Source organism: Phenylobacterium aquaticum (genome assembly GCF_947378715.1).
GTDB classification, from domain to species: domain Bacteria; phylum Pseudomonadota; class Alphaproteobacteria; order Caulobacterales; family Caulobacteraceae; genus Phenylobacterium; species Phenylobacterium aquaticum_A.
In genome coordinates this window covers 1-21,042 of record NZ_CANCLE010000061.1, presented here as the reverse complement: position 1 = coordinate 21,042, position 21,042 = coordinate 1, and the positions used below count along the sequence as shown (strand labels likewise).

Sequence of the window (21,042 nt, the reverse complement as noted above, 5' to 3'; positions counted from 1 at the left end):
CAGCTCTCCCTGCAGCAGGACCTCGATCCCGCCCAGCACCTGGCCATCGGCCGGGCGCTTGAGCCCCTGCGCGACGAGGGCGTGCTGATCATCGGCAGCGGCATGAGCTTTCACAATCTGCGCACCCTGCGCGGCCCCACCGGCGACGCAGGCTCAGAGGCCTTCGACGCCTGGCTGACCGCGGCCGCGACGGCCCCCGATCCGGCCGTCCGCGACGCCCAGCTGGCCGCATGGTCCCAGGCGCCCTTCGCCCGCGAGGCCCATCCGCGCGAGGAACACCTGCTGCCGCTGATGGTCGCCGCCGGCGCGGCGGGAACCGATCGCGGCCGACGGACCTATTCCGATCACCTGGGGGGCAAGGCGCTCTCCGGCTTCCAGTTCGGCTGACCCATTCTCCTCCCCGAAAAGTCCAAGGACCTCTCCATGACCAAGCCCTTCGCCCTGGCCGCCTTCGCCGGCGCCGCCCTCATCTCCGTCGCCGCCCCCGCCCTCGCCCAGGTCTCCACCGACCCGTCGAGCGTCCAGGCCGGGACCTATGCGCTGGAGTCCAACCATGCCCGGGTGGTGTTCTCGGTCTCGCACATGGGCTTCTCCACCTGGTACGGCGACTTCTCCAAGCCGACCGGCAGCCTGACCATCGACCCCAAGGCCCCGGCCGCCGCCAAGCTGGACGTGACCATTCCGGTCGCCAGCGTCAGCACCACCAACGCCACCCTCGACGGTGAGCTGAAGAGCGCCGCCTGGTTCGACGCCACGACCTATCCGACCATCACCTTCCACTCGACCTCGGTCGCGCCGACCGGCGCCAACACCGCCAAGGTGACCGGCGACCTGACCTTCCACGGCGTGACCAAGCCGGTGACCCTGGACGTCACCTTCAAGGGCTCGGGCACGAACATGATGAGCAAGGCCTTCACCATCGGCTTCGACGCCAAGGCCACGCTGAAGCGCTCGGATTTCGGGGTGAAGACCTATGTCCCGATGATCGGCGACACTGTCGACCTGCTGATCAGCGCGCCGTTCGAGAAGAAGTAGGCGCTCGCCCCGGAGCGCCGCGCCGCTTCAATGGGGCGCGCGCGCCGGCGGGCAGGCCGCGCGAATGCTCGCCCAGGCCTGGGTGTCAAAGGCCGCCGCGCCCGGCCGGGCGTGAGCGGCGCTGACCTGCGCCCGCCGAAGGCTGTCGGGATGGCTCGAGACCAGTTCCCGCAGCGGGCTGGCGGCCTTTTCCCCATCGCCGGCCGCCACGCGCCGGAAGAACGGCGCCATGCCTTGGGACGACAGGCCCTCGGCCTGGAGAAGCTCCATGCCCCGGGCGTCGGCCTCGGCCTCGGCGCGACGGCTATAGCGAAGATCGGAGGCCGAACCGGCGAGCAGCACGGCCTGCTGGCCCGCCCCGCTGCCGCCGCCGACCACCAGATCCAGCAGCAGACCCGCGCCCAGCGAACGCCACATGGCCTGCATCACATGGCGGCGCTCCACATGGGCGACCTCATGGGCGATCACCGCGCTCAGCTCGTCGGGCGTCCGCGTGAAGGCGATGAGCTTGTCGGTCACCAGGATCCGCCCGCCCGGCAGCGCCATGGCGTTGGCGAAAGGCGCCCGCACGGCGCGAACCCGGATGTCGAACGGCGTCCCCGTCCGCGCCTGCAGCTGATGACCGAACCGCGCCAGGGCCGCCTGGCCCTCGCCCCCGGAACAGGTCTTCATCCCGAGGCCAAGCTGGGCGTCGAAGCTGTCGCCGATTTGCCGCTCCAGATCCGGCGGGGTGTGTCGCGCGAGCGGGCCGGACGCCGCCGGCAGGCCGACGAACACGATCGCCGCCATGGTTAGTCCCACGGCCGCGAGGCTCAGCACCACGCGGCCCTCACGGCGACGGCCACGGGCCTCCACCCTCCGCCCGTGACGACCCAGGACCGCGCGCCAATCCGCGCGCGAGAGCGTCAGACGACCGTCCGCGCCGGCGTCACAGGACAGGCGCACCCGATCCCCAAGAACCTCGACGCGGAGCCCCTCGAGCGGCCAGGCGTGACGGGTTCCTCCCGCCTCAAAGAGCAGCGCGCCCTCGGAGATCGCGACATCCACCTGATGCGGCCTGGAGGTCCGACCGTCGAAGAACGCGCCGTCCATCGGGTCAGAGATTGATCGCGCCGAAGGCGTCGGCCAATCCCTCGCCCGTGCCCGGCCCGCGCGGGGCCTGGACGGCGGAGGCCAGGTCGGCGGTCCCCGTGCTCTTGAGCCTGGAGATCAGGAAGCGGGCAGTCCGCGCCTCCACCACCGGGAACAGCAGGCCGAGGCTGATAATCAGCAGCAGCAGGTTGCCCAATTCCAGCATCGCCATGCCCCACCATTTGACCTCAAGGCGAAAGCGGGCGTCCTCGAGGCTGATCCCCGCCACCACCGACCGCAGCCGCGCGGCCTGATAGGGCGCGAATATCAGCACGCCCAGGACGCTCAGAGGCAGCAGCATCGCGTAGATCAGGACGATCATGGCGCCGTCGGGCGCTGCGGGCTGGGCCTTCTGGGCGGCGAAGCGGATCGCGAAGATCACCCCCATGACCGCGAAGTAGAGGACCCCGAACACCAGGGCCGCCGGAATGAAGGCGCGATAGATCGGGATCTTGCGCGCAGCGTCCAGGCTGAAGCGGAACCGGCGGTCGCCGAATCTCAGTCCATCCCAGAGCGGACCGGCCAGCCGGCGCTCGGCCGCAGGCCAGAACCAGCCGAGGGTGATCACCGACAGCAGGAGATAGCCCAGATAGCTGAAGCCGTAGCGGATCCGCGAGCCCTTCAGCTGGAACCTGACGCCGCGCCATAGGGTCCTGCTGGCCAGATAGCGGAACGCTGAGAAACGCGCGAAGCCGAACAGGACAAAGAGGAACAGATAGATCGGGAAGATGATCAGGGCCGCGAACTTCGGTCCGAGAAACTGAGCGCCCGCGACCACGACCAGCAGGGGCAAACCCACCAGCAGCATGGCGTACAGGAAGCCCCGAAACAGCTCGCCGCCGCGCCCGGTGTATTCGAAGGGTTCGTCGTTCAGATAGATCGCCTGCCACAGTCGGCGGCGCACCTCGGTCCGGCCCCAGAACCGGTAGAGCGTGAGGGTCACCAGGTTCAGCAGGCCGTTCTTGACGCTCAGCCCCAGGAACGACCCGAGCCGCACCTTTTGGGCGAAGGTCAGGGTCTCGACGCCCTCTGGCGTCGGGTTATCAGAATTGAACATGTGCCCCCCGGCAAAAAACGCTACCGAGGCTTGCACGCTAGGCGCGATCCCGCAACCTCGCTCCCGTGACAGGCGTCAGTGGGCCAGGGTCTCGGCGAAGCGCACGGCTTCGCCCAGGCTGGGGGCGATGATCTCGTCGTCACGCATGATCACCCGGCCGCGGATGATGGTGGCCATCGGCCAGCCCTCGGCCTCGAAGCCGTCAAAGGGGGTCCAGCCGGCGCGGGTGGCCATGTCCTCGTGGCGGATGGTGCGGCGCGCCTTCAGGTCCACGATGGTCAGGTCGGCGTCATAGCCCACGGCCATCCGGCCCTTGTCGGCCAGGCCGAACACCCGGTTGGCGCCATGGCTGGTCAGGTCGACGAAGCGTTCCAGGCTCAACCGGCCCCGGGCCACATGGGTCAGCATGATCGGCACCAGAGTCTGCACGCCGGGCATGCCGGAGGGCGAGGCCGGATAGGGCCGGGCCTTCTCATCCTTGGTGTGCGGCGCGTGGTCCGAGCCCAGCACGTCAGCGACGCCCAGCGCTATGCCCCGCCACAGGGCGTCCTGGTGCGCCTTGCCGCGGATCGGCGGGTTCATCTGGGCATAGCCCTTCAGCCGCTCATAGGCCTCGGGCGCGGTCAGGGTCAGGTGCTGGGGGGTGAACTCGACGCTGGCCACGTCCTTGTGCTCGGTCAGGAAGGCGACCTCCTGGGCGGTGGTGACGTGCAGCACGTGAATGCGCTTGCCCAGGCCCTTGGCGATCCGCACCAGCCGCTCGGTGGACTGGATGGCCGACTGGGCGTCGCGGACCTCCTCATGGCTGGTCCAATCGCCGGTGCGGGCCAACGGCCGGCGGTCGGCCAGCCGGTATTCGTCCTCGGAGTGGAAGGCGGCGCGGCGGTTCACATGGCGCAGCACCTGCTCGACGCCCTCGTCGTCCTGCACCAAGAGGGTGCCGGTCGAGGCGCCCATGAACACCTTGATCCCGCAACAGCCGGGCAGGCGCTCCAGCTCGCCCAGGAAGGCGGCGTTCTCATGGGTGCCGCCGACATAGAAAGCGTGGTCGCAATGCATCCGGTGGTGGGCGCGGGTCAGCTTGTCGGCCAGAGCGTCGGGATCGGTGGTGGTGGGCTCGGTGTTCGGCATCTCGAACACGGCGGTGACCCCGCCCAGCACGGCGCCGCGACTGCCGGTCTCCAGGTCTTCCTTCCATTCCAGCCCGGGCTCGCGGAAATGGACCTGGCTGTCGATGACGCCCGGCAGCACCGCCAGCCCCTTGGCGTCGAACACCTCGCCGGCCGAGGCCTGGGAGAGGTCGCCGATCGCGGCGATCTTGCCCGCCCGGACGCCGACATCGGCGAAGCCCCGGCCAGCATGGTTCACCACCTCGCCGCCACGGACGATCAGGTCAAAGGTCTCAGACATCGGGGGCCTCAGGTTTCGGCTAACAGGTCCTTGGCCGCGGCGACCACGGTGTCGACGGGCAAGTCCATCATGTGGCAGACCGCCTGTTGGAAGCTAGGGTCAACAGCCACGATCTGCTCATAGGTGCGCGGACCCCGCACCACCCGGGCCTTCACGCCCCACGGGCCATAGAGCTGGTCGTCCGACGGGCCGAACAGGCCGACGGTCGGAACCCCGGCGGCGGCGGCCAGGTGCATCAGGCCGGAATCATTGCCGATGAACAGCCGGGCGTGCTTCAGGCAGGCATGGGCGGTGAGCAGGTCGACCTTGCCGACCAGGTCGATGAACCGGTCCTTGGCCACCACATGGCGCAGGGACTGGCCGATATGGGCGTCCTCGGGCCCGCCCAGCACCATCAGTCGGCCGCCGTGCAGGGGGCCGCCCTCGCCGAGCAGCTGCATGCCGACCTGGGCGAAGCGCTCCACCGGCCAGGTCTTGCCGACCCAGTTGGCCGAGGGCGCCAGGGCCAGGATCGGGCCGACGCCGGCGGTCAGGTCCACCGCCGCCATCTCGGTCTCGGCGGAAGTGTAGAGATAGGGCGCGGCCGGCTCGTCCTCGATGCGCAGCACCCGGGCGGCCTCGATCACCTTGTGGACCGGCTCGCCGCTCAGCGGGCGACGGAACACGGCGCGGCGCTTGGTCTTCAGGAAGCGCGAAATGGCCGAGCCGCGCAGGTCGACGACCAGGCCCCAGTCCCGCTTGCGCACCTGCCGCCACAGCTTGAACCAGTGGCCGCCGTCCTTGGACTTCTCGAAGACGATGATCTCGTCGAGCGCCGGCATGTCGACGAACAGCGGCGCGGCGACCGGGCCGGCCACCACCGTGAAGCGGGCATTGGGGATCTCGTCCGCCAGCCGGCGGATCAGGCCCGAGGACAGCACGGCGTCACCAATCCGCGTGGCGGTGATGAACAGAATCGGGAAAGTCCCGCGGGTCATCAGACGCTTATAGAGGCGCAAAGGCTGGCGCTCCACCCGCCGGACCCCTAACTGCGTCAGCATGTCCATTCATCACGCATTGTTGCCCAGCCGCGCTCTGATCGCCCTCGGCGGCGAGGACTGGCGAAGCTTCCTCCAGGGTCTGATCACCCAGGACGTGGAAACCCTGGCCGCCGGCGAGGCGCGGTTCGCCGCCCTGCTGACCCCCCAGGGCAAGCTGATGTACGATCTGTTCGTGGTCGGTCGCGCCGACGGCTGCTGGCTGGAGGTGGAGGCCGAGCACCGCGAGGCCCTGATCCAGCGCCTGAAGATGTATCGCCTGCGGGCCAAGGCGGAGATCGCTGCGGACGAAACCCCGGTCTCGGCGCTCTGGGGCGGGCCGGCGCCGGCACAGGACGAATGGGTCACAGATCCCCGCCTGCCGGGCCTGGGCTTTCGGAGCTATGGCGCCAGCCTGCCGGCCACGGATGATGAGGAAGACTACGACGCTCACCGCCTGGAGCTCGGGGTTCCGGGCCCGGCCGACTGGGGCTTCGAGCAGACCTATCCGATCGAGGCCAATTTCGACCTGCTGGGCGGCATCGACTTCAAGAAGGGCTGCTTCATCGGCCAGGAGACCACCTCGCGCATGAAGCGGCGCGGGCAGATCAAGACCCGCATGCTGCCGATCAATTTCGACGGCGAGGGCCCGGCTTTCGGGTCTGAAATCCTGGCCGGAACCCTGCGGGCCGGCGAGGTGCTGTCCGGCATGGACGGCCGCGCCATGGCCTCGCTCCGTCTCGACCGCATCTCGGGCGACCTCACCGCCGACGGCTGGGAAGTGCGGGTCGAGCGGCCGGACTGGATGGCGGCGGACCAACCGCCGCCCTTGTCCTGACCGAGGAAATCGCCTGTCCGGACACGACTTCGGTTGAACTTCGCCGCCGTTGGCCCGAGAGAGCAGGCGAGGTCTTTACCGCCTCGACGCCAGCAGGATCACCATGACGACCACGCCCGACGCCCCCGGCCCGAAGACCGCCGTCCAGGACGGCTGGGCCGAGCTGATCGAGATCGGCCGGACGGTGGCCTATGCCCTGGCCATCGCCCTGGTGCTGCGGATCTTCCTGTTCCAGCCGTTCACGATCCCGTCGGCCTCGATGGAGCCGGCTCTCCTGACCGGCGACTATGTGATCGTGTCGAAATACAGCTACGGCTACAGCCGCTGCTCGATCCCGTTCTGCCCGCCGCTGTTCAAGGGCCGCATCCTGGGCCCGTCGCCCAAGCGCGGCGACATCGTGGTGTTCCAGCTGCCGCGCGACCTGAACATCACCTATGTGAAGCGGCTGATCGGCCTGCCCGGCGACCGCATCCAGGTCCGGGGCGGGGTGGTGTTCCTGAATGGCAAGATGATCCCGCGCACCCCGCTGGGCCCGACGGAAGACCCCGACACCCCCGGCCTGAGCGTCATGCAGTACGCCGAGCCCAAGCCGGACGGCCACAGCTACGTCACCTTCGACCGCTCGCCCGACCATGAGGGCGATGACACCGACGTCTATGTCGTGCCCCAGGGCCACTATTTCATGATGGGCGACAACCGCGACAACTCGCTGGACAGCCGCTGGCCGCAAGAAGTCGGGGTGGGCTTCGTGCCGGCCGAGAACTTCGTGGGCCGGGCCGAGCTGGTGCTGGTGTCATGGCGCCCGGGCGCGTCGCTGTTCCTGCCCTGGACCTGGTTCACCAAGCTCAATGTCCACCGGCTGTTCCACCGGCTGCACTAGGGGCGCAGGTCGCAGCGCCGGCTCAGTTGGCGCGGCGGAATTCCTGGTAGCTGACGACGCCGTCGTGGTTGGCGTCCAGGCGTTCGAAGGCCCGGCGGCTCTGGGTCTCGTGCGGGGCGCGCGCCAGCGACGGCACAGCCACGGCGCCGACGGCGAGCGCGACCAGGGTCCCCGCGATCAGGCGCATGCGGCGGCGCGCAGCCTTGGCGGCGTCGATCGTCTCACCCGACAGGCGGGTCTCGATCAGCCCGCGCAGGACCTCACTGGCCGAACGCCCCTCGTCCCGGCAGCGGGCCATGAAGGCCTGCTTGGTCGGATAGGGGATGCGAATCTCCAGGGATTCGCTCTTCTTCGGAGGGCGAGTGTCGCTCATGGACGGAATTCTAACGCCAATTCCGTTGCAGGTCAGTGAAATCCTGTCCGGACGCCTCTAGGTCGCAGCCCCGAAGAACCCCCGCAGCGCCGCCAGCGTCTCCGCCGGCTTTTCCTCGGGGATGAAGTGGCCGCAATCGATGGCCTGGCCGGTGACGTCGTCCGCCCATTCGCGCCAGACGCCGAGCACGTCGTACCAGGCGCCCAGAGCCCCCTTGCCGCCCCAGAGGATCTGCACCGGACAGCTGATCTTGCGCACGCCCCGGTCGGCCTCGTCGACCGCCACGTCGTAGCTGGCCCCGGCGCGATAGTCCTCGCACATGGCGTGGATGACGGCGGGATCGCGGGCGGCCTTGCGATAGTCCTCGAAAGCGTCCGGCGCGAAGGGCGGGGTCGCCCCGCGCATCATGCCCTCGAACAGGAACTTGTCGGGATCGTAGGCGATCAGGCTTTCCGGGAAGGGCGCCGGCTGGGCCAGGAACGACCAGTGCCAATAGCCCAGCGCGAAGGCCTTGTTGGCCCGCTTCCAGACCTCGGCCGTGGGCATGATGTCGAGGATCGACAGCTTGATCAGGGCGTCGGGATGATCCAGCGCCAGGCGGTAGGCGACGCGGCCGCCCCGGTCATGGCCGGCCAGATTGAACCGCTCATGGCCGAAATGGCGCATCAGGGCGATGGCGTCGCGGGCCATGGCGCGCTTGGAGGCGTTCTCATGATCCTTGGCGGTGGCGGGCTTGGTGCTTTCGCCATAGCCGCGCAGGTCGGGTGCGATGACCGTGAAGTCGCGGGCCAGATCGTCGGCGATCTTGCCCCACATCATGTGGGTCTCAGGGTATCCATGCAGCAACAGGAGCGGCGGGCCGGAGCCGCCATGGCGGACCCGCAGGATCGCCTCGCCGACATCGACGCGCGACTGTTCGAACCGCTCGAACCCCATCTGTTCCCTCTCCCGCTTGCCCGCGCCGGCCCATCCGCGCGAAATGGGATCATGACCTCAGATCCGATTCGATGCGGCTGGCGCGGCATGCAGGGTGACGCCCTGTATGAGGCCTATCACGACACGGAATGGGGCGTGCCGGAATACGATTCCCGCGCGCTCTGGGAGAAGCTGGTGCTGGACGGGTTCCAGGCCGGCCTCGCCTGGATCACCATCCTGAGGAAGCGCGACGCCTTCCGCGCCGCCTTCGCCGACTTCGATCCGGAGAGGGTCGCCCGCTTCGGCGACGCCGACCGCGCCCGGCTGATGGCCGACGCCGGCATCGTGCGCTCCAACGCCAAGATCGATGCCGCGATCTCCAGCGCCCGGCTCTATCTGGATTTGCGCGACAAGGGCGAGGACTTCAGCCAGCTGCTCTGGTCCTTCACCAATGGCCGGGTGATCCAGAACCGCTGGACCGAGATCTCCCAGGTGCCGGCCCAGACCAATGTCGCAGAGGCCATGGCCAAGGAGCTGAAGGCCAAGGGCTTCAAGTTCGTGGGCCCGGTGATCGTCTACGCCTTCATGCAGGCCACCGGCTTCGTCAACGACCACCTGGTCTCCTGTCACTGCCATGAGCGGGTCCGGCGGATGAGCGCCTGATGCCGGACATGGCGCTGGAGCGCCTCTCGCCCCAGCCGGTCTGCGGCGTCGACGAGGCGGGGCGCGGGCCGTGGGCCGGGCCGGTCTCGGCGGGCGCAGTGATCCTCGATCCATCCGCCATCCCCCCGGGCCTGGACGATTCCAAGAAGCTCTCCGCCAAGGCCCGCGACGGCCTTGAGGTCCAGATCAAGCAGATGGCGCTCGCCTGGTGCGTCGGCTTCGCCTCGGTCGAGGAGATCGACGCGCTCAATATCCTGCAAGCGACCGGGCTCGCCATGCGCCGCGCGGTGGAGGGCCTGGCGGTGACGCCGGCCTTCGCCCTGGTCGACGGCAATTACAAATTCCAGCTGCCCTGCCCGATCCGCACCGTGGTCAAGGGCGACTCCCTCTCGTCTTCCATCGCCGCGGCCTCGATTCTCGCCAAGACCGCCCGCGACCGGCTGATGGTCGAAGCCGACGCCCTCTATCCCGGCTACGGTTTCGCCGCTCACAAGGGCTATCACGCACCCATCCATGTGGAGGCCCTGCGCCGCCAGGGCCCCTGCGCGATCCACCGCAGGAGCTGGGCGCCGGTGCGGGCGCTGCTGGATGACGCGCCCGGATTGATCGGCTGAATCAAGATTGACCACGCGCCGACCCGGGCGTGACCTCCACCCATGTCCGCCAATCCCGATCTTGTCCGCAATCTCCGCCTCCAGGCCAAGGCCTGCGGGAACCTGGGTTCGCCGTTCAACGCCGGCCTGCTGGAACTGGCGGCCGACGACCTGGACGCCGGCGGCCCGACCACCGCCCTGCTCGCTCCCTGGGCCACGGCCAGCCTGAAGACCGCCTTCGACGACGCTACGGCCCTGCGGCTGGTCGGCGGCCTGCACGACCTGGTGCTCAGCGGGGACGCCCCGGACCTGGCGGCCCTCTATCCGGCGCCGGACCGGCCCGGCGATCCCGCCCGGGCCTGGCCCGCCGCGCAGGAGGCCATGATCGCCCACCGCGACCGCCTGATCGCCTTCCTGGACCATGAGCCGCAGACCAATGAAGTGCGCCGCTCGGTCTGCCTGGCGCCCGGCTTCCTGACCCTGGCCGCCGAGACCGGCCTGCCGATCCGCGCCTTCGAGATCGCCGCCAGCGCCGGGTTGAACCTCAATTGGGACCGCTATCACTATCAGTTCGGCGATGCCGCCTGGGGCGATCCGGCCGCCGCGGTACAACTGGATACCGACTGGACCGGCCCCGCGCCGCCCGTCGCCGCCAAGGTCGAGATCATCGAACGCGCCGCCTGCGACCGCCGCCCCGTCGACCTGACCGATCCGCTGATGCGCCGCCGGCTGCTGGCCTATGTCTGGCCCGACCAGTTCGAGCGCCTGGCCCGCATCCGCGCCGCCATCGACCTGGCGCTCGCGCTGGAGGTCAAGGTCGAGGCCGCGGACGCCGTCGCCTGGACCGCCGCCCACGCCGCGCCGCGCGCGGGCGCGGTGACCTGCCTCTATCATTCGGTGTTCTGGCAATACATGCCGGCCACGAGCCAGGCGGCGCTGGCCCGGACAATAGATGACCTCGGCGCCCAGGCCACGGCCCGGGGCCCCTTCGCCTGGCTGCGCATGGAGCCCGACCCCGGGAACATGGCCCAGATGCAGGTGCGCCTGACCCTATGGCCCACGGGCGAGGAACGGATCCTGGCTGTCGTCCACCCGCACGGGGCCTTCGTGAACTGGCTGGGGTGAAAGCCTTTCGCGGTTAACCACGTTTGATCACCTGCCCTTCACCACAAAGATTCAGGATTCCGCTTCGTACTTCGTGAGGCGGACATGACCCCCGACACCATCATTCTCGGCGACTGCATCGAGGAGCTGAAGAAGCTTCCGGCCAAGTCGGTCGACCTGGTCTTCGCCGACCCGCCCTATAACCTCCAGCTGGGCGGCGACCTGCTGCGGCCGGACAATTCCAAGGTCGACGCGGTCGATGACGACTGGGATCGGTTCGAGAGCTTCGAGACCTACGACGCCTTCACCCGCGCCTGGCTGGCCGAGTGCAAGCGGGTGCTGAAGGACGACGGCGCGATCTGGGTGATCGGCAGCTATCACAACATTTTCCGGGTCGGCACCGCCCTGCAGGACCAGGGCTTCTGGATCCTCAACGACATCATCTGGCGCAAGTCCAACCCGATGCCGAACTTCAAGGGCACCCGGTTCACCAACGCCCACGAGACCCTGATCTGGGCCTCCAAGAGCCGTGGCGCCCGGCGCTACACCTTCAACTACGACGCCATGAAGATGGCCAATGACGAGCTGCAGATGCGCTCGGACTGGACCCTGCCCCTGTGCACCGGCGAGGAGCGGTTGAAGGACGAGGCGGGCGTCAAGGCCCACCCGACCCAGAAACCCGAGGCCCTGCTGCACCGGGTGATCCTGTCCTCGACCAAGGTCGGCGACATCGTCCTCGACCCCTTCTTCGGCACCGGCACCACCGGCGCGGCGGCCAAGCGGCTGGGCCGGCGCTATGTCGGGCTGGAGCGCGATCCGGCCTATGCCAAGCTGGCCAAGGAGCGGATCGCCAAGGTGGTTCCGATCTCGCCGGCCGACCTGGACGTCATGGGCTCCAAGCGCTCGGAACCCCGCATCCCCTTCGGCCAGATCGTCGAGGCCGGCCTGCTGCGGCCGGGCGACATCCTCTACTGCCCCAAGGGCGAACGCGCCGCGCGGGTCCGCGCCGACGGCAGCCTGGTGATCGGCGAGATGGCCGGCTCGATCCACAAGGTCGGCGCCATGGTCCAGTCGGCCCCGGCCTGCAACGGCTGGACCTATTGGCACTTCAAGTCCGACAAGGGCCTGGCCCCGATCGACGTGCTGCGCGCCAAGGTCCGCAGCCAGATGGCGGCCTAGCGCGAGCTCAGCACGAACTCATTGCCTTCGGGGTCCTTGAAGATCGCGAAGGTTCCCCAGGGCTGCTTCTCCGGCGGGCTCAGGAACTCTACGCCCCGGGCGGAGAGCTGGCGCCAGGTCGCCTCGACATCGTCACAGGCCAGGGAGCCGTTGAACCGCCCGCCGACGCGGTCCTCATGGCCGGGCTGGGTGAACAGCACCAGGCCGGTCTGGCTGGTGTGGATGGCCAACTCGATCCAGCGCTGGTTGCCCATCGGCTGGTCGGTGACCACCCGGAAGCCGACCTGCTCGGTCCAGAACTTCAGGGCCGCGTCCTGATCGCGGGACGGCACGGTGGCGAACTTCAGGTGGGTGATCATGGGGCCTCCTCAGGTCACGCCTTTGCAGCTGAGCCGGCCGCCCGAGACAACAGGTGCATTCAATACTATAGCAACAGTCATGACCCTCGCCCTGGATCGCTACATTCTCGACGTGCTGATGCGTGACCTGATCGGCCATGATCACGCGCCATCGGCCTATCTGCTCTATCTCTGGCTCTGGGGCCGCACCGAGGGGGGCAAGCGCAAGCACGCCGCCAGCCTGTCGACCCTCGCCGCCGAGACCGGGCTCTCCAAGTCCTCAGTCCAGAACGCGGTCCGGCATCTGTCGGCGCGGCGTCAGCTGATCGCCGTGACCCGCGAGGGGCCGACCACCCCGCCGATCTATGAGGTGCTCACGCCGTGGCGACGGGCCGGGCCAGCCGGCTGAGCCGCGCATCGCCGACCGAATGGTCGGTATTTGACTGGCGGACACCCATGGCGCCGCCTAGCCTGTTCCCATGAACCCACGCATCTATGTCCTGACCCTGGTCACCTTCGCCTTCGGGTCCGGCGCCTTCATCTTCGCCGGCATGCTGGAGACCCTGGCCCACGACCTGGGCGTCACCACCGCCGTGGCCGGCCAACTGCAGACCGCCTTCGTCCTGACCTCGGCCCTGCTGGGTCCCGTGGCCGCCTGGCTGTTCGGCCAGGTGGATCGCAAGTTCATGGTCATCGCCGGTCTGAGCACCGGCCTCGTCCTGCATATCGCCTGCGCCTTCACGCCCAATTTCGGCGCCTTGCTGGTGCTGCGGGCCCTGGCCGGCCTGGCGGGCGCCATGTCCGGCCCGGCGGCCAGCGTGGCGGCGGCGTCGCTGGCCGCGCCCGAACGGCGGGGCTCGGCCATCGCCATGGTGTCCGGCGGCATGACCTTGGCCTTCGTGGTCGGCATTCCCCTGGGCAGCCTGGTGGGCGCGATGTTCGGCTGGCGGGCGACCTTCCTGCTGGCGGCGGCCATGTCGGCCATCCCGCTGATCGCGGTGATCTTCTTCCTGCCGCGCGTGCCGGCGCCGCCGAAGCGGGAGGGCGGCTTGCAGGACCTGAACCTGAAGACCGTCTGGCCCTACTACCTGACCACCTTCCTGACCTTCGCCGCCAACATGACGCTCAACCTCTACATCGCCCCGATCGTGCGGGTCGGGGCGGGCGTGACCGGCGCTGGCGTCGGCGCCTTCCAGGCGATGATCGGCATCGGCTCCATCGCCGGCCTGACCCTGGGCGCCCGGGCGGCCGACCGCGAGGCGGGCCGCGGCTGGATCCTGCAGGGCTTCGCCATCCAGGCCACGGCGATGAGCGTCCACTTCGCCGCCACCCACCACGTTCTGCCGGCCGGATGGCCCAGCGCGGTGCTGGTGGCGACCGGCATCTTCCTGGCCGCCACCGCCCTGTTCTCCATCACCCCGGTGATCCAGTCACGGCTGATCCAGGCGACCAGCGGGGCGCCGGTGGCCCTGGCGCTGAACGGCTCGGTGATCTCCATGGGCCAGGCCCTGGGCTCGGCGGTCGGCGGGGCGGCGCTGGCGGCCTATGGCGTGCCGGCCATCCCCGGCGCGGCGCTCGCCCTGTCGCTCACCGCCCTGACCACCCTGGCCTTCCTGTTCCCGCAGCAGCCGGCCCGGGCTCACGTCGCCGACTAGATCAGCTGGGTCAGGCCCGCCTTGGCCGCCTTGAGGAACAGGCTGGGCAGGCCGTCGAGGTCACGGCGCGGCGACCAGATCACATTCGCCGCCTCCCCCTCGGCGCGGAACACCCGCAGTGTCAGGGAAAAGTGGGTGAAGACATGCTCGACCTCGCCCAGGTCGCGCCAGTCAAGCGCCGCCGGGGCGGCGGCCCGGGCCTCGGCGTCCGACCAGGCCGCCGGCCTCCAGTCGCTGGTCGGCAGGGCCAGCATGCCGCCCAGCAGGCCCTTGGGCGGCCGGCGCACCAGCCCCACCTGGTCACCCCTCGTCAGCACATAGGCGACGCCATGGCGGTGCGGCCGCTCGGCCTTCTTGGTCTTGCGGGGATAGGTCTCCGGCGCACCGGTCGCCAGGCCCGCGCAGGCCGCAGCGATCGGACAGCGATCGCACAGCGGCGACTTCGGCCGACAGATCGTCGCGCCCAGGTCCATCAGCGCCTGGGCCCAGTCGCCCGGCCGGTCGTCGCGCACCAGGGCCAGGGCGTGGGCCTTCAACTGCGGCTTGCCGTCGGGCAACGGCGTCTCGACGGCGTGGAGCCGCGCCATCACCCGCTCGACATTGCCGTCGACCACATTGGCCGGCCGGTCAAAGGCGATCGCCGCCACGGCCGCGGCGGTATAGGGGCCGAGCCCCGGCAGGGCGCGTAAGCCCTCCTCCGTATCTGGAAACACCCCGCCATGGTCGCGGGCCACGGCCCGGGCGCAGGCCAGGAGGTTGCGGGCCCGGGCGTAGTAGCCGAGCCCCGCCCAGGCGGCCATGACCTCGCCGTCCTCCTCGGCCGCCAGGTCGGAGACGGTCGGCCAGCGGGCGGTGAACTTCAGGAAATAGGGCGTGGCGTGCGGCACGGTGGTCTGCTGCAGCATCACCTCTGACAGCCAGACCCGATAGGGGTCCTGACGCACCCCGGCCTGGCCGTCGGCCGGTCCGACGCGCCAGGCCAGATCCCGCGCCTGGGCGTCGTACCAGGCCAGCAGGCGCGCGCGGAGAGTGTCGGGGGTCATGGCAATGAGCTAGCCCAAACCGCGCCAGTTGGGGAGGCTTCTCCCTCGCCCCGCATCGCGGGGAGAGGGTTGGGGTGAGGGGCCTGCTGCGGCGCCATACCACCTGCGTTCGCCGAAAGACCTCCGCTTCGCTCCGGCCCCTCACCCTGCCCTCTCCCAGCATCGCGGGGAGAGGTGAACAGCGGCGGCTTCAACGCTATAAGGGGCCATGCCCCCCCGCAGGCCCCTGCCCACCGCCGCCGAAGCCGCCGCCATACTGGCGCGGAAACGCACGCGGCCGCAGCGGCGGGCGGCCCCGCCGGCCGGGCGGGCGCTGAACAAGATGCTGAAGGCCCTGGACGAGAAATTCGGCCAGGGGCCAGGCGCGCTTCAGGCCCGCTGGCGCGAGATCGTCGGCGAGGAGATCGCCCGGCGCACCGAACCGGTGAGGTTCACCAAAGCGCGCGGCGGCGGACCGGGGTCACTGGAAATCCGGGTGGCCGGCGCCGGGGCGGCCCTGATCCAGCATCAGGCGACAGAGATCGTCTCCCGCGTGAACCTGTTCCTCGGCGAAGGCGCGGTGAACAGGCTGCGGATCGTCCAGGGACCCTTGCGCAACCTGGTCCCCGACCCGCCCAAGCCCCGCCGAAAATCCCCGCCGCTGGACGCCGCCCAGGAGGCGGCCCTGGTCGAAGGGCTGGCCTCGGCGCCCGACGGCCCTCTCAAGGCCGCATTGCTGAGCTTGGGTCGCGGCGTGCTGCGTGATCGTCGCAGCCGTTGACAATGCATCCCCCATCAGGGGAATCGCGCTTTAATCATTCGTTCAGACTTCGCAGAGGCTCCCATGTCGAACTTCCGTATCCTCGCCGTCGCCATGCTGGGCGTGTTGGCGCTCGCCGGGTGCTCCAAGGGCGCCGCGACCAATGCCGACGACATGACGCTGGGCGACGCCAAGGCCAAGGTCGAGATGGTCGAGTACGCCTCGGCCAGCTGCAGCCACTGCGCCCGGTTCAACAATGAGGTCTTCCCGGCCTTCAAGACCAAGTACATCGACACTGGCAAGGTCCACTACACCCTCAAGGAATTCCTGACCCCGCCGCAGGAGATGGCCGCCGCCGGCTTCCTGACCGCGCGCTGCGCCGGCAAGGACAAGTACTTCCCCGTGCTGGACGCCATCTTCAAGGCCCAGACCGAGATGTTCCAGACCGGCGACATCCGGGGCGTGCTGCTGCGCATCGCCCAGTCGTCGGGCATGACCGAGAGCCAGTTCAACGCCTGCATCACCGACGAGACGGCGCTGAAGGCCCTGAACGATCGGGTCGAGAAGGCCGCCAAGGACGCCAAGATCACCGGCACTCCGACCTTCTTCATCAACGGCAAGCAGGTCGCCTCGGGCGAGGTCAGCCTGGAGCAGCTGGACAGCGCCTTCGCCGCCGCCGTCGCCGCGGCGAAGTAAGAAGGGTCCCGCCCGACCGTGCACTTCCAGCGCCTGCGTCTTTCCGGGTTCAAGTCCTTCGTCGATGCGACCGAGTTCCGCATCGAACCCGGAGTCACGGGCATTGTCGGGCCGAACGGCTGCGGCAAGTCGAACCTGCTGGAGGCGCTCCGCTGGGTGATGGGCGCCAATTCCGCCAAGGCCATGCGGGCCGGCGGCATGGACGACGTGATCTTCGCCGGCTCCGGCGGCCGCGCCTCGCGCAACCACGCCGAGGTGATGCTGACCATCGACAACGCTGACCGCCAGGCGCCGGCCGCCTTCAACGACCATCCGGTCCTGGAGGTGGTCCGCCGCATCGATCGCGGCGAGGGCTCGACCTACAAGGTCAATGGCCGCGAGGTCCGGGCCCGCGATGTCCAGCTGTTGTTCGCCGACGCCTCGACGGGCTCGAACTCCCCGGCCCTGGTCCGCCAGGGCCAGATTTCCGAGCTGATCGCCGCCAAGCCCCAGAACCGGCGGATGATCCTGGAAGAGGCGGCCGGGGTTTCCGGCCTGCACTCGCGGCGCCATGAGGCCGAACTGCGGCTGCGCGCGGCCGAGACCAACCTCACCCGGCTGGACGACGTCGCCCGCGAGCTGGAGACGGCGCTGAACCGTCTGCGGCGCGACGCCCGCCAGGCCGAGCGCTACAAGAAGCTGTCGGCCGAGATCCGCGCCTTGCAGGGCGCGGTGCTCCATGTCCGCTGGACCGAAGCCCGCGACGCCGCCGCCCGGCTGCAGGGCGAGTTGCAGGACGCCGCCCGCGCCGTCGAGGAGACCGCGCGCGAGGCTGCGGCCGCCACCACCCGCGCCGCAGCCGCCGACGAGCAGATCAAGCCGCTGCGCGAGGCCGAGACCATCGCCGCCGCCGTGCTGCATCGCCTGGCCATCGACAAGGACCGGCTGGAGCGTGAGGGCGAGGCCCTGGCCGCCGAGGTCGAGCGCCTGGTCGCCGATGTCGGCCGCATCGACACCGACCGCGCCCGCGAGACCCAGATCGTCGAGGACGCCGAGGTGGCGCTGAAGCGCATGGCCGAGGACCTCGACGCCCTGGAAGCCGCCATCGCCGCCGCCCCCGAGCGCGGCCCGGAACTGGCGGAAGCCGCCAAGGCCGCCGAGGCCGCGCGCATGGAGGCCGACGCCGCCGTCGAGGCCCTGGCCGCCCAGTCGGCCGCTGACGAGGCCCGTCGCCGGGCCGGCGCCGCCCGGGTCGAGGAGGCCCAGGGCCGGGTCAACCGCACCCGCCGCGCCCTCGAACAGGCCCGCGCAGAACGCGCGCAGCTGGGCCCCGCCGCCAACCCCCAGATCGCCGAGGCCCGCACCGAGCTGGACCGCACCGAGGCGGCTCTGGCCGCCGTCCGCGCCGCCCTGGAGACCGCTGAGGACGAACGCGCCAAGGCTCAGGACGCCGAGGCCGAGGCCCGCGAAGCCGCCCGCAGACAGGAAGAGCATCTCGGCCGCCTGACCGCCGAGGCCCGGGCCCTGGCCCAGATCGTCGCCCAGCAGCGGCGCGGCGGCTTCACCCCTGCCCTGGATGAGGTGGCCCCCGATCGCGGCTATGAGGCGGCGCTGGCCGCGGCGCTCGGCGATGATCTCGACGCCGCGCTGGACCCCAAGGCGCCGTCCTTCTGGGGCGGTCGCGACGCCACGACCCCGGCCTGGCCACAGGGCGCCGAGCCCCTCGCCCCCCTGGTCAGGGCCCCCAAGGCGCTGGCCGCGCGGCTGGCCTATGTGGCCCTGGTCAAGCGCGAGGACGGCGACCGTCTGCAGTCCGGCCTGCCGGTCGGGGCGCGGCTGGTCTCCCGCGAGGGCGACCTCTGGCGCTGGGATGGCTTCACCTCCCGCGCCGACGCCCCCAAGCCCGCCGCCGTACGCATGGAGCAGAAGACCCGGCTCTCCGAAGTCGAGACCGAGATCGAGGCCCTGGCGCCCAAGGCCAGGACCGCCCGCGAGGCCCAGATCGCCGCCGCCGCCAAGGTGCGGACCACCGACGAGGTGTTGCGCGAGGCGCGCCGCCAGCCGCAGCAGGCCGAACAGAAAGTCTCCGCCGTCCGCGCCGCCCTGGAGAAGCTGGAGCGCGAGGCCGCCCGCCGCGAGGCCCACGCCCAGTCGCTGGACGATGTCATCCGCCGCTTCGAGGCCGAACTGGCCGACGCCGAATCGATCCTGCGGGTCGCGGTGGGGGAGGCCGGTGAGGACGTGGCCATGGGCGACCTGCCCGCCCGCCTGGCCGCCGCCCGCGCCGCCGCCGGCCCGGCCCGCGAGGCCGCCGCCACCGCCCGCTCGGCCATGGACGTCGAGGCCCGCGAGCGCGAGGGCCGCGCCCGCCGTTTCGAGAATCTCAACCGCGACCGCGAGGACTGGACCCGCCGGGCCCAGGCCGCCGCCAAGCGCCTGGACGTCCTGGCCGAGGCGCGGGCCAGGGCGCAGGGCTTGCTCGACCAGGCCCATGAGGCGCCGGCCACCCATCGGCAGCGCTTCGAGAAGCTGTTGGACGAACTGTCGGTCGCCGAGGCCCGCCGCGCCCAGTCGTCAGACGCGCTCGCCCAGGCCGAAGGCGCCCGGGCCGACGCCGACCGCGCGGTGCGCGCCGCCGACGCGGCCGCCGCCGAAGTCCGCGAACTGCGCGCCACCCTGGCCGCCCGGCTGGAGGCGGCGGCCGAGCGCCTGGCCGAGGTCACCACTCAGATCCGCGAGACCGCCCGGCTCGAACCCGAGCAGCTGGCCAAGCGCCTGGCCGACGAGGCGGTGGCGATTCCCACCGAGGCCGGCGGCATCGAGGTCCACCTGCACGCTCTGGAGCGCCAGCGCGATTCGATCGGGCCAGTGAACCTGCGCGCCGAGGAGGAAGCCGCCGAGCACGCCCAGCGCCTGGAGACCATGCAGACCGAGCGCGCCGACCTGACCGGCGCCATCTCGCGCCTGCGCCAGGGGATCGACGAGCTGAACGGCGAGGGGCGCGAGCGGCTGCTGGCCGCCTTCGAGGTGATCAACGGCCACTTCAAGACCCTGTTCGAGGCCCTGTTCCAGGGCGGCCAGGCCGAGCTGCGGCTGGTGGAGTCCGAGGACCCGCTGGAAGCCGGCCTGGAGATCTACGCCTGCCCGCCCGGCAAGCGCATGGCGACCATGAGCCTGATGAGCGGCGGCGAGCAGGCGCTTACCGCCTGCGCCCTGATCTTCGGGGTGTTCCTGGCCAACCCCGCCCCGATCTGCGTGCTGGACGAGGTGGACGCGCCACTGGACGACGCCAATGTGGACCGCTTCTGCAATATGCTCGACGAGATGCGCAACCGCACCCAGACCCGCTTCATCGCCATCACCCACAATCCGGTGACCATGTCGCGCATGGACCGGCTGTTCGGCGTGACCATGGCCGAGCGCGGCGTCTCCCAGCTGGTCTCGGTCGACCTGCGCCAGGCCGAGGCCATGGCCGCCCAATAGGCCCAGGTTCGGCGGCTTCCCGGGCTTTCCCCCGCGGCGCCATGTCCCGCCCGCCCGGGCGGGAAACCGGGCCCGTCCCCAGGCAAGTTCCGGCAAGGCCGCAAACGCCAATAGAATCAACAGACTAAATACCCCCCAGCCAGCCTTGACGCACCGCACCCACGCCTATAGGTTCCGCGCGACTTGAAGCCCGGGGCTGTGGCGGAGACGTCATGGTCTCCAGACCGCGTGACGCATGCCACTTCCGGACAATTCGCGCGATGAGGCGATCAAAAGCCTCGACAAGCGAGCTGACGCGCTAGCCGCGCGGACAGCCCAGCCTACGCCGGACTATGGGTCCAAGGCGCACGGCTACGGCGTCCGCCTGATGGGCATGTTGTTCGGGGGCGTGTTCGTGGGGATTGGATTCGGCGCTGTCGTCGATGTCCTGCTCCATTCCGCGCCTTGGGGGATGGTCATCGGGGTCCTCGCGGGCTTCGGAGTGTCGATTTGGATGGCCGTTCGTACGGCCGCACGCATGAGCGCCGAAGCGGCGAGCGAGTGGGGACCTGTTCAGGACCTGCCCCTCGACGACGAGGACGATTGAAGGAGTTCGAGGCGGCATGGCCAGCCCGATGCATCAGTTCGAGATCCACCCGGTTCTCCCTCTGCCTACCGTCAACGTCCCGGGTCTCGGCGCGATCGATCTGTCGATCAACAACTCGATCCTGTCGATGATGATCGCCGCCACGATCGTCGTGCTGTTCTTCGCCGTCGCCACGGCGAAGGCCGCTGTTGTGCCTGGTCGCCTGCAGGTGATCGGCGAAGGCGTCTTCGGCTATATCGACGACCTGGTGAGCGGGATCATCGGCCACGAGGGCCGCGCCTTCTTCCCGTTCGTCTTCACCATCTTCCTGTTCATCCTGACCATGAACT

23 protein-coding genes are annotated in these 21,042 nt (G+C 70.0%); 15 read left to right on the top strand and 8 right to left on the bottom strand.

Annotated features, from left to right (window positions below; translation table 11 throughout):
* Together Q7P21_RS10145 and Q7P21_RS10140 are read left to right on the top strand one after the other, a co-directional pair.
* Nucleotides 1-387: class III extradiol ring-cleavage dioxygenase (locus Q7P21_RS10145; protein ID WP_304176992.1), on the top strand; the 387-nt coding region annotated here is incomplete at its 5' end.
* A 36-nt stretch (nt 388-423) separates the two neighbouring features.
* Complete coding sequence (locus tag Q7P21_RS10140) at nt 424-1,035, top strand: YceI family protein (protein ID WP_304163984.1); 612 nt, start codon at nt 424-426, stop codon at nt 1,033-1,035.
* 27 nt (nt 1,036-1,062) lie between these two features.
* Here Q7P21_RS10140 and Q7P21_RS10135 read toward each other — a convergent pair whose 3' ends face one another.
* The 4 genes from Q7P21_RS10135 to Q7P21_RS10120 all read right to left on the bottom strand — a co-directional run bounded on the left by Q7P21_RS10135 (nt 1,063) and on the right by Q7P21_RS10120 (nt 5,610).
* Nucleotides 1,063-1,857 carry a M48 family metallopeptidase gene (locus tag Q7P21_RS10135; RefSeq protein WP_304163982.1) on the bottom strand — a complete coding sequence of 265 codons (795 nt, stop codon included), beginning with the start codon at nt 1,855-1,857 and terminating at the stop codon, nt 1,063-1,065.
* A gap of 274 nt (nt 1,858-2,131) precedes the next feature.
* Nucleotides 2,132-3,223, bottom strand: a complete 1,092-nt coding sequence (locus tag Q7P21_RS10130; RefSeq protein WP_304163980.1) for a YjgN family protein — start codon at nt 3,221-3,223, stop codon at nt 2,132-2,134.
* A gap of 75 nt (nt 3,224-3,298) precedes the next feature.
* Nucleotides 3,299-4,633, bottom strand: a complete 1,335-nt coding sequence (locus tag Q7P21_RS10125; RefSeq protein WP_304176990.1) for a dihydroorotase — start codon at nt 4,631-4,633, stop codon at nt 3,299-3,301.
* 8 nt (nt 4,634-4,641) lie between these two features.
* Nucleotides 4,642-5,610, bottom strand: coding sequence for a glycosyltransferase family 9 protein (locus tag Q7P21_RS10120; protein ID WP_304163976.1), 969 nt, complete (start codon nt 5,608-5,610; stop codon nt 4,642-4,644).
* 61 nt (nt 5,611-5,671) lie between these two features.
* Here Q7P21_RS10120 and Q7P21_RS10115 point away from each other — a divergent pair, with 61 nt between their 5' ends.
* Nucleotides 5,672-6,487: a folate-binding protein YgfZ gene (locus Q7P21_RS10115; protein ID WP_304176989.1), complete on the top strand. Its 816-nt coding sequence runs from the start codon at nt 5,672-5,674 to the stop codon at nt 6,485-6,487.
* A gap of 103 nt (nt 6,488-6,590) precedes the next feature.
* A complete protein-coding gene (gene lepB, locus Q7P21_RS10110) occupies nt 6,591-7,367 on the top strand; it encodes a signal peptidase I (RefSeq protein WP_304163973.1) in 777 nt (258 codons plus the stop codon).
* Between the two features lie 22 nt (nt 7,368-7,389).
* Here the strand turns inward: lepB and Q7P21_RS10105 are convergent, their stop codons facing one another.
* Both Q7P21_RS10105 and Q7P21_RS10100 read right to left on the bottom strand, forming a co-directional pair.
* Nucleotides 7,390-7,740: an EF-hand domain-containing protein gene (locus Q7P21_RS10105; RefSeq protein ID WP_304176987.1), complete on the bottom strand. Its 351-nt coding sequence runs from the start codon at nt 7,738-7,740 to the stop codon at nt 7,390-7,392.
* 57 nt (nt 7,741-7,797) lie between these two features.
* A complete protein-coding gene (locus Q7P21_RS10100) occupies nt 7,798-8,676 on the bottom strand; it encodes an alpha/beta fold hydrolase (protein ID WP_304163969.1) in 879 nt (292 codons plus the stop codon).
* Nucleotides 8,677-8,727: 51 nt separating this feature from the next.
* On the opposite strand from Q7P21_RS10100, the gene Q7P21_RS10095 reads away from it, so the two are divergent.
* The 4 genes from Q7P21_RS10095 (at nt 8,728) to Q7P21_RS10080 (ending at nt 12,194) form a co-directional block, all read left to right on the top strand.
* Nucleotides 8,728-9,318 carry a DNA-3-methyladenine glycosylase I gene (locus Q7P21_RS10095; RefSeq protein ID WP_304163967.1) on the top strand — a complete coding sequence of 197 codons (591 nt, stop codon included), beginning with the start codon at nt 8,728-8,730 and terminating at the stop codon, nt 9,316-9,318.
* Nucleotides 9,318-9,932 carry a ribonuclease HII gene (locus tag Q7P21_RS10090; protein WP_304176985.1) on the top strand — a complete coding sequence of 205 codons (615 nt, stop codon included), beginning with the start codon at nt 9,318-9,320 and terminating at the stop codon, nt 9,930-9,932. The genes Q7P21_RS10095 and Q7P21_RS10090 overlap by 1 nt, the downstream gene beginning before the upstream one ends.
* A 42-nt stretch (nt 9,933-9,974) precedes the next feature.
* Nucleotides 9,975-11,036: a DUF2332 domain-containing protein gene (locus Q7P21_RS10085; RefSeq protein WP_304176984.1), complete on the top strand. Its 1,062-nt coding sequence runs from the start codon at nt 9,975-9,977 to the stop codon at nt 11,034-11,036.
* A gap of 84 nt (nt 11,037-11,120) precedes the next feature.
* The gene (locus Q7P21_RS10080; RefSeq protein ID WP_304163961.1) at nt 11,121-12,194 is read left to right on the top strand and encodes a site-specific DNA-methyltransferase; all 1,074 of its coding nucleotides are present in this window, start codon (nt 11,121-11,123) and stop codon (nt 12,192-12,194) included.
* Here Q7P21_RS10080 and Q7P21_RS10075 read toward each other — a convergent pair.
* Nucleotides 12,191-12,553 (bottom strand): VOC family protein, encoded by a 363-nt coding sequence (locus Q7P21_RS10075; RefSeq protein WP_304163959.1) that lies wholly within the window; start codon nt 12,551-12,553, stop codon nt 12,191-12,193. The two genes, Q7P21_RS10080 and Q7P21_RS10075, sit on opposite strands and share 4 nt — an antisense overlap.
* A 79-nt stretch (nt 12,554-12,632) precedes the next feature.
* Between Q7P21_RS10075 and Q7P21_RS10070 the strand changes: the two genes are divergently transcribed.
* Together Q7P21_RS10070 and Q7P21_RS10065 are read left to right on the top strand one after the other, a co-directional pair.
* On the top strand, nt 12,633-12,941 hold the full coding sequence (locus tag Q7P21_RS10070) for a helix-turn-helix domain-containing protein (protein ID WP_304163957.1): 309 nt from the start codon (nt 12,633-12,635) through the stop codon (nt 12,939-12,941).
* 70 nt (nt 12,942-13,011) lie between these two features.
* Nucleotides 13,012-14,187, top strand: coding sequence for an MFS transporter (locus Q7P21_RS10065; protein ID WP_304176983.1), 1,176 nt, complete (start codon nt 13,012-13,014; stop codon nt 14,185-14,187).
* On the opposite strand, the gene mutY is transcribed toward Q7P21_RS10065, so the two are convergent.
* Nucleotides 14,184-15,230, bottom strand: a complete 1,047-nt coding sequence (mutY, locus tag Q7P21_RS10060) for an A/G-specific adenine glycosylase (RefSeq protein ID WP_304176982.1) — start codon at nt 15,228-15,230, stop codon at nt 14,184-14,186. The genes Q7P21_RS10065 and mutY overlap by 4 nt on opposite strands.
* Nucleotides 15,231-15,438: 208 nt before the next feature.
* On the opposite strand from mutY, the gene Q7P21_RS10055 reads away from it, so the two are divergent.
* The 5 genes from Q7P21_RS10055 to Q7P21_RS10035 form a co-directional block, all read left to right on the top strand.
* Entirely contained in the window at nt 15,439-15,990 is a 552-nt protein-coding gene (locus Q7P21_RS10055) for a DUF721 domain-containing protein (RefSeq protein WP_304176980.1), read from the top strand.
* Between the two features lie 63 nt (nt 15,991-16,053).
* Nucleotides 16,054-16,665 (top strand): thioredoxin domain-containing protein, encoded by a 612-nt coding sequence (locus Q7P21_RS10050; protein WP_304163950.1) that lies wholly within the window; start codon nt 16,054-16,056, stop codon nt 16,663-16,665.
* Nucleotides 16,666-16,683: 18 nt separating this feature from the next.
* Entirely contained in the window at nt 16,684-20,127 is a 3,444-nt protein-coding gene (gene smc, locus Q7P21_RS10045; protein WP_304176979.1) for a chromosome segregation protein SMC, read from the top strand.
* A 235-nt stretch (nt 20,128-20,362) separates the two neighbouring features.
* On the top strand, nt 20,363-20,713 hold the full coding sequence (locus tag Q7P21_RS10040) for a F0F1 ATP synthase assembly protein I (RefSeq protein ID WP_304163947.1): 351 nt from the start codon (nt 20,363-20,365) through the stop codon (nt 20,711-20,713).
* A gap of 16 nt (nt 20,714-20,729) precedes the next feature.
* Nucleotides 20,730-21,042 (top strand): F0F1 ATP synthase subunit A (locus tag Q7P21_RS10035; protein ID WP_304176978.1); only part of this gene is annotated, 313 nt, incomplete at its 3' end.

Coding starts and splice junctions, on each gene's coding strand:
- Q7P21_RS10140 (WP_304163984.1), top strand. CDS start 424: ATGACCAAGCCCTTCGCCCTGGCCGCCTTCGCCGGCGCCGCCCTCATC.
- Q7P21_RS10130 (WP_304163980.1), bottom strand. CDS start 3,223: ATGTTCAATTCTGATAACCCGACGCCAGAGGGCGTCGAGACCCTGACC.
- Q7P21_RS10125 (WP_304176990.1), bottom strand. CDS start 4,633: ATGTCTGAGACCTTTGACCTGATCGTCCGTGGCGGCGAGGTGGTGAAC.
- Q7P21_RS10120 (WP_304163976.1), bottom strand. CDS start 5,610: ATGACCCGCGGGACTTTCCCGATTCTGTTCATCACCGCCACGCGGATT.
- Q7P21_RS10115 (WP_304176989.1), top strand. CDS start 5,672: ATGTCCATTCATCACGCATTGTTGCCCAGCCGCGCTCTGATCGCCCTC.
- lepB (WP_304163973.1), top strand. CDS start 6,591: ATGACGACCACGCCCGACGCCCCCGGCCCGAAGACCGCCGTCCAGGAC.
- Q7P21_RS10105 (WP_304176987.1), bottom strand. CDS start 7,740: ATGAGCGACACTCGCCCTCCGAAGAAGAGCGAATCCCTGGAGATTCGC.
- Q7P21_RS10100 (WP_304163969.1), bottom strand. CDS start 8,676: ATGGGGTTCGAGCGGTTCGAACAGTCGCGCGTCGATGTCGGCGAGGCG.
- Q7P21_RS10095 (WP_304163967.1), top strand. CDS start 8,728: ATGACCTCAGATCCGATTCGATGCGGCTGGCGCGGCATGCAGGGTGAC.
- Q7P21_RS10090 (WP_304176985.1), top strand. CDS start 9,318: ATGCCGGACATGGCGCTGGAGCGCCTCTCGCCCCAGCCGGTCTGCGGC.
- Q7P21_RS10085 (WP_304176984.1), top strand. CDS start 9,975: ATGTCCGCCAATCCCGATCTTGTCCGCAATCTCCGCCTCCAGGCCAAG.
- Q7P21_RS10080 (WP_304163961.1), top strand. CDS start 11,121: ATGACCCCCGACACCATCATTCTCGGCGACTGCATCGAGGAGCTGAAG.
- Q7P21_RS10075 (WP_304163959.1), bottom strand. CDS start 12,553: ATGATCACCCACCTGAAGTTCGCCACCGTGCCGTCCCGCGATCAGGAC.
- Q7P21_RS10070 (WP_304163957.1), top strand. CDS start 12,633: ATGACCCTCGCCCTGGATCGCTACATTCTCGACGTGCTGATGCGTGAC.
- Q7P21_RS10065 (WP_304176983.1), top strand. CDS start 13,012: ATGAACCCACGCATCTATGTCCTGACCCTGGTCACCTTCGCCTTCGGG.
- mutY (WP_304176982.1), bottom strand. CDS start 15,230: ATGACCCCCGACACTCTCCGCGCGCGCCTGCTGGCCTGGTACGACGCC.
- Q7P21_RS10055 (WP_304176980.1), top strand. CDS start 15,439: ATGCCCCCCCGCAGGCCCCTGCCCACCGCCGCCGAAGCCGCCGCCATA.
- Q7P21_RS10050 (WP_304163950.1), top strand. CDS start 16,054: ATGTCGAACTTCCGTATCCTCGCCGTCGCCATGCTGGGCGTGTTGGCG.
- Q7P21_RS10040 (WP_304163947.1), top strand. CDS start 20,363: ATGCCACTTCCGGACAATTCGCGCGATGAGGCGATCAAAAGCCTCGAC.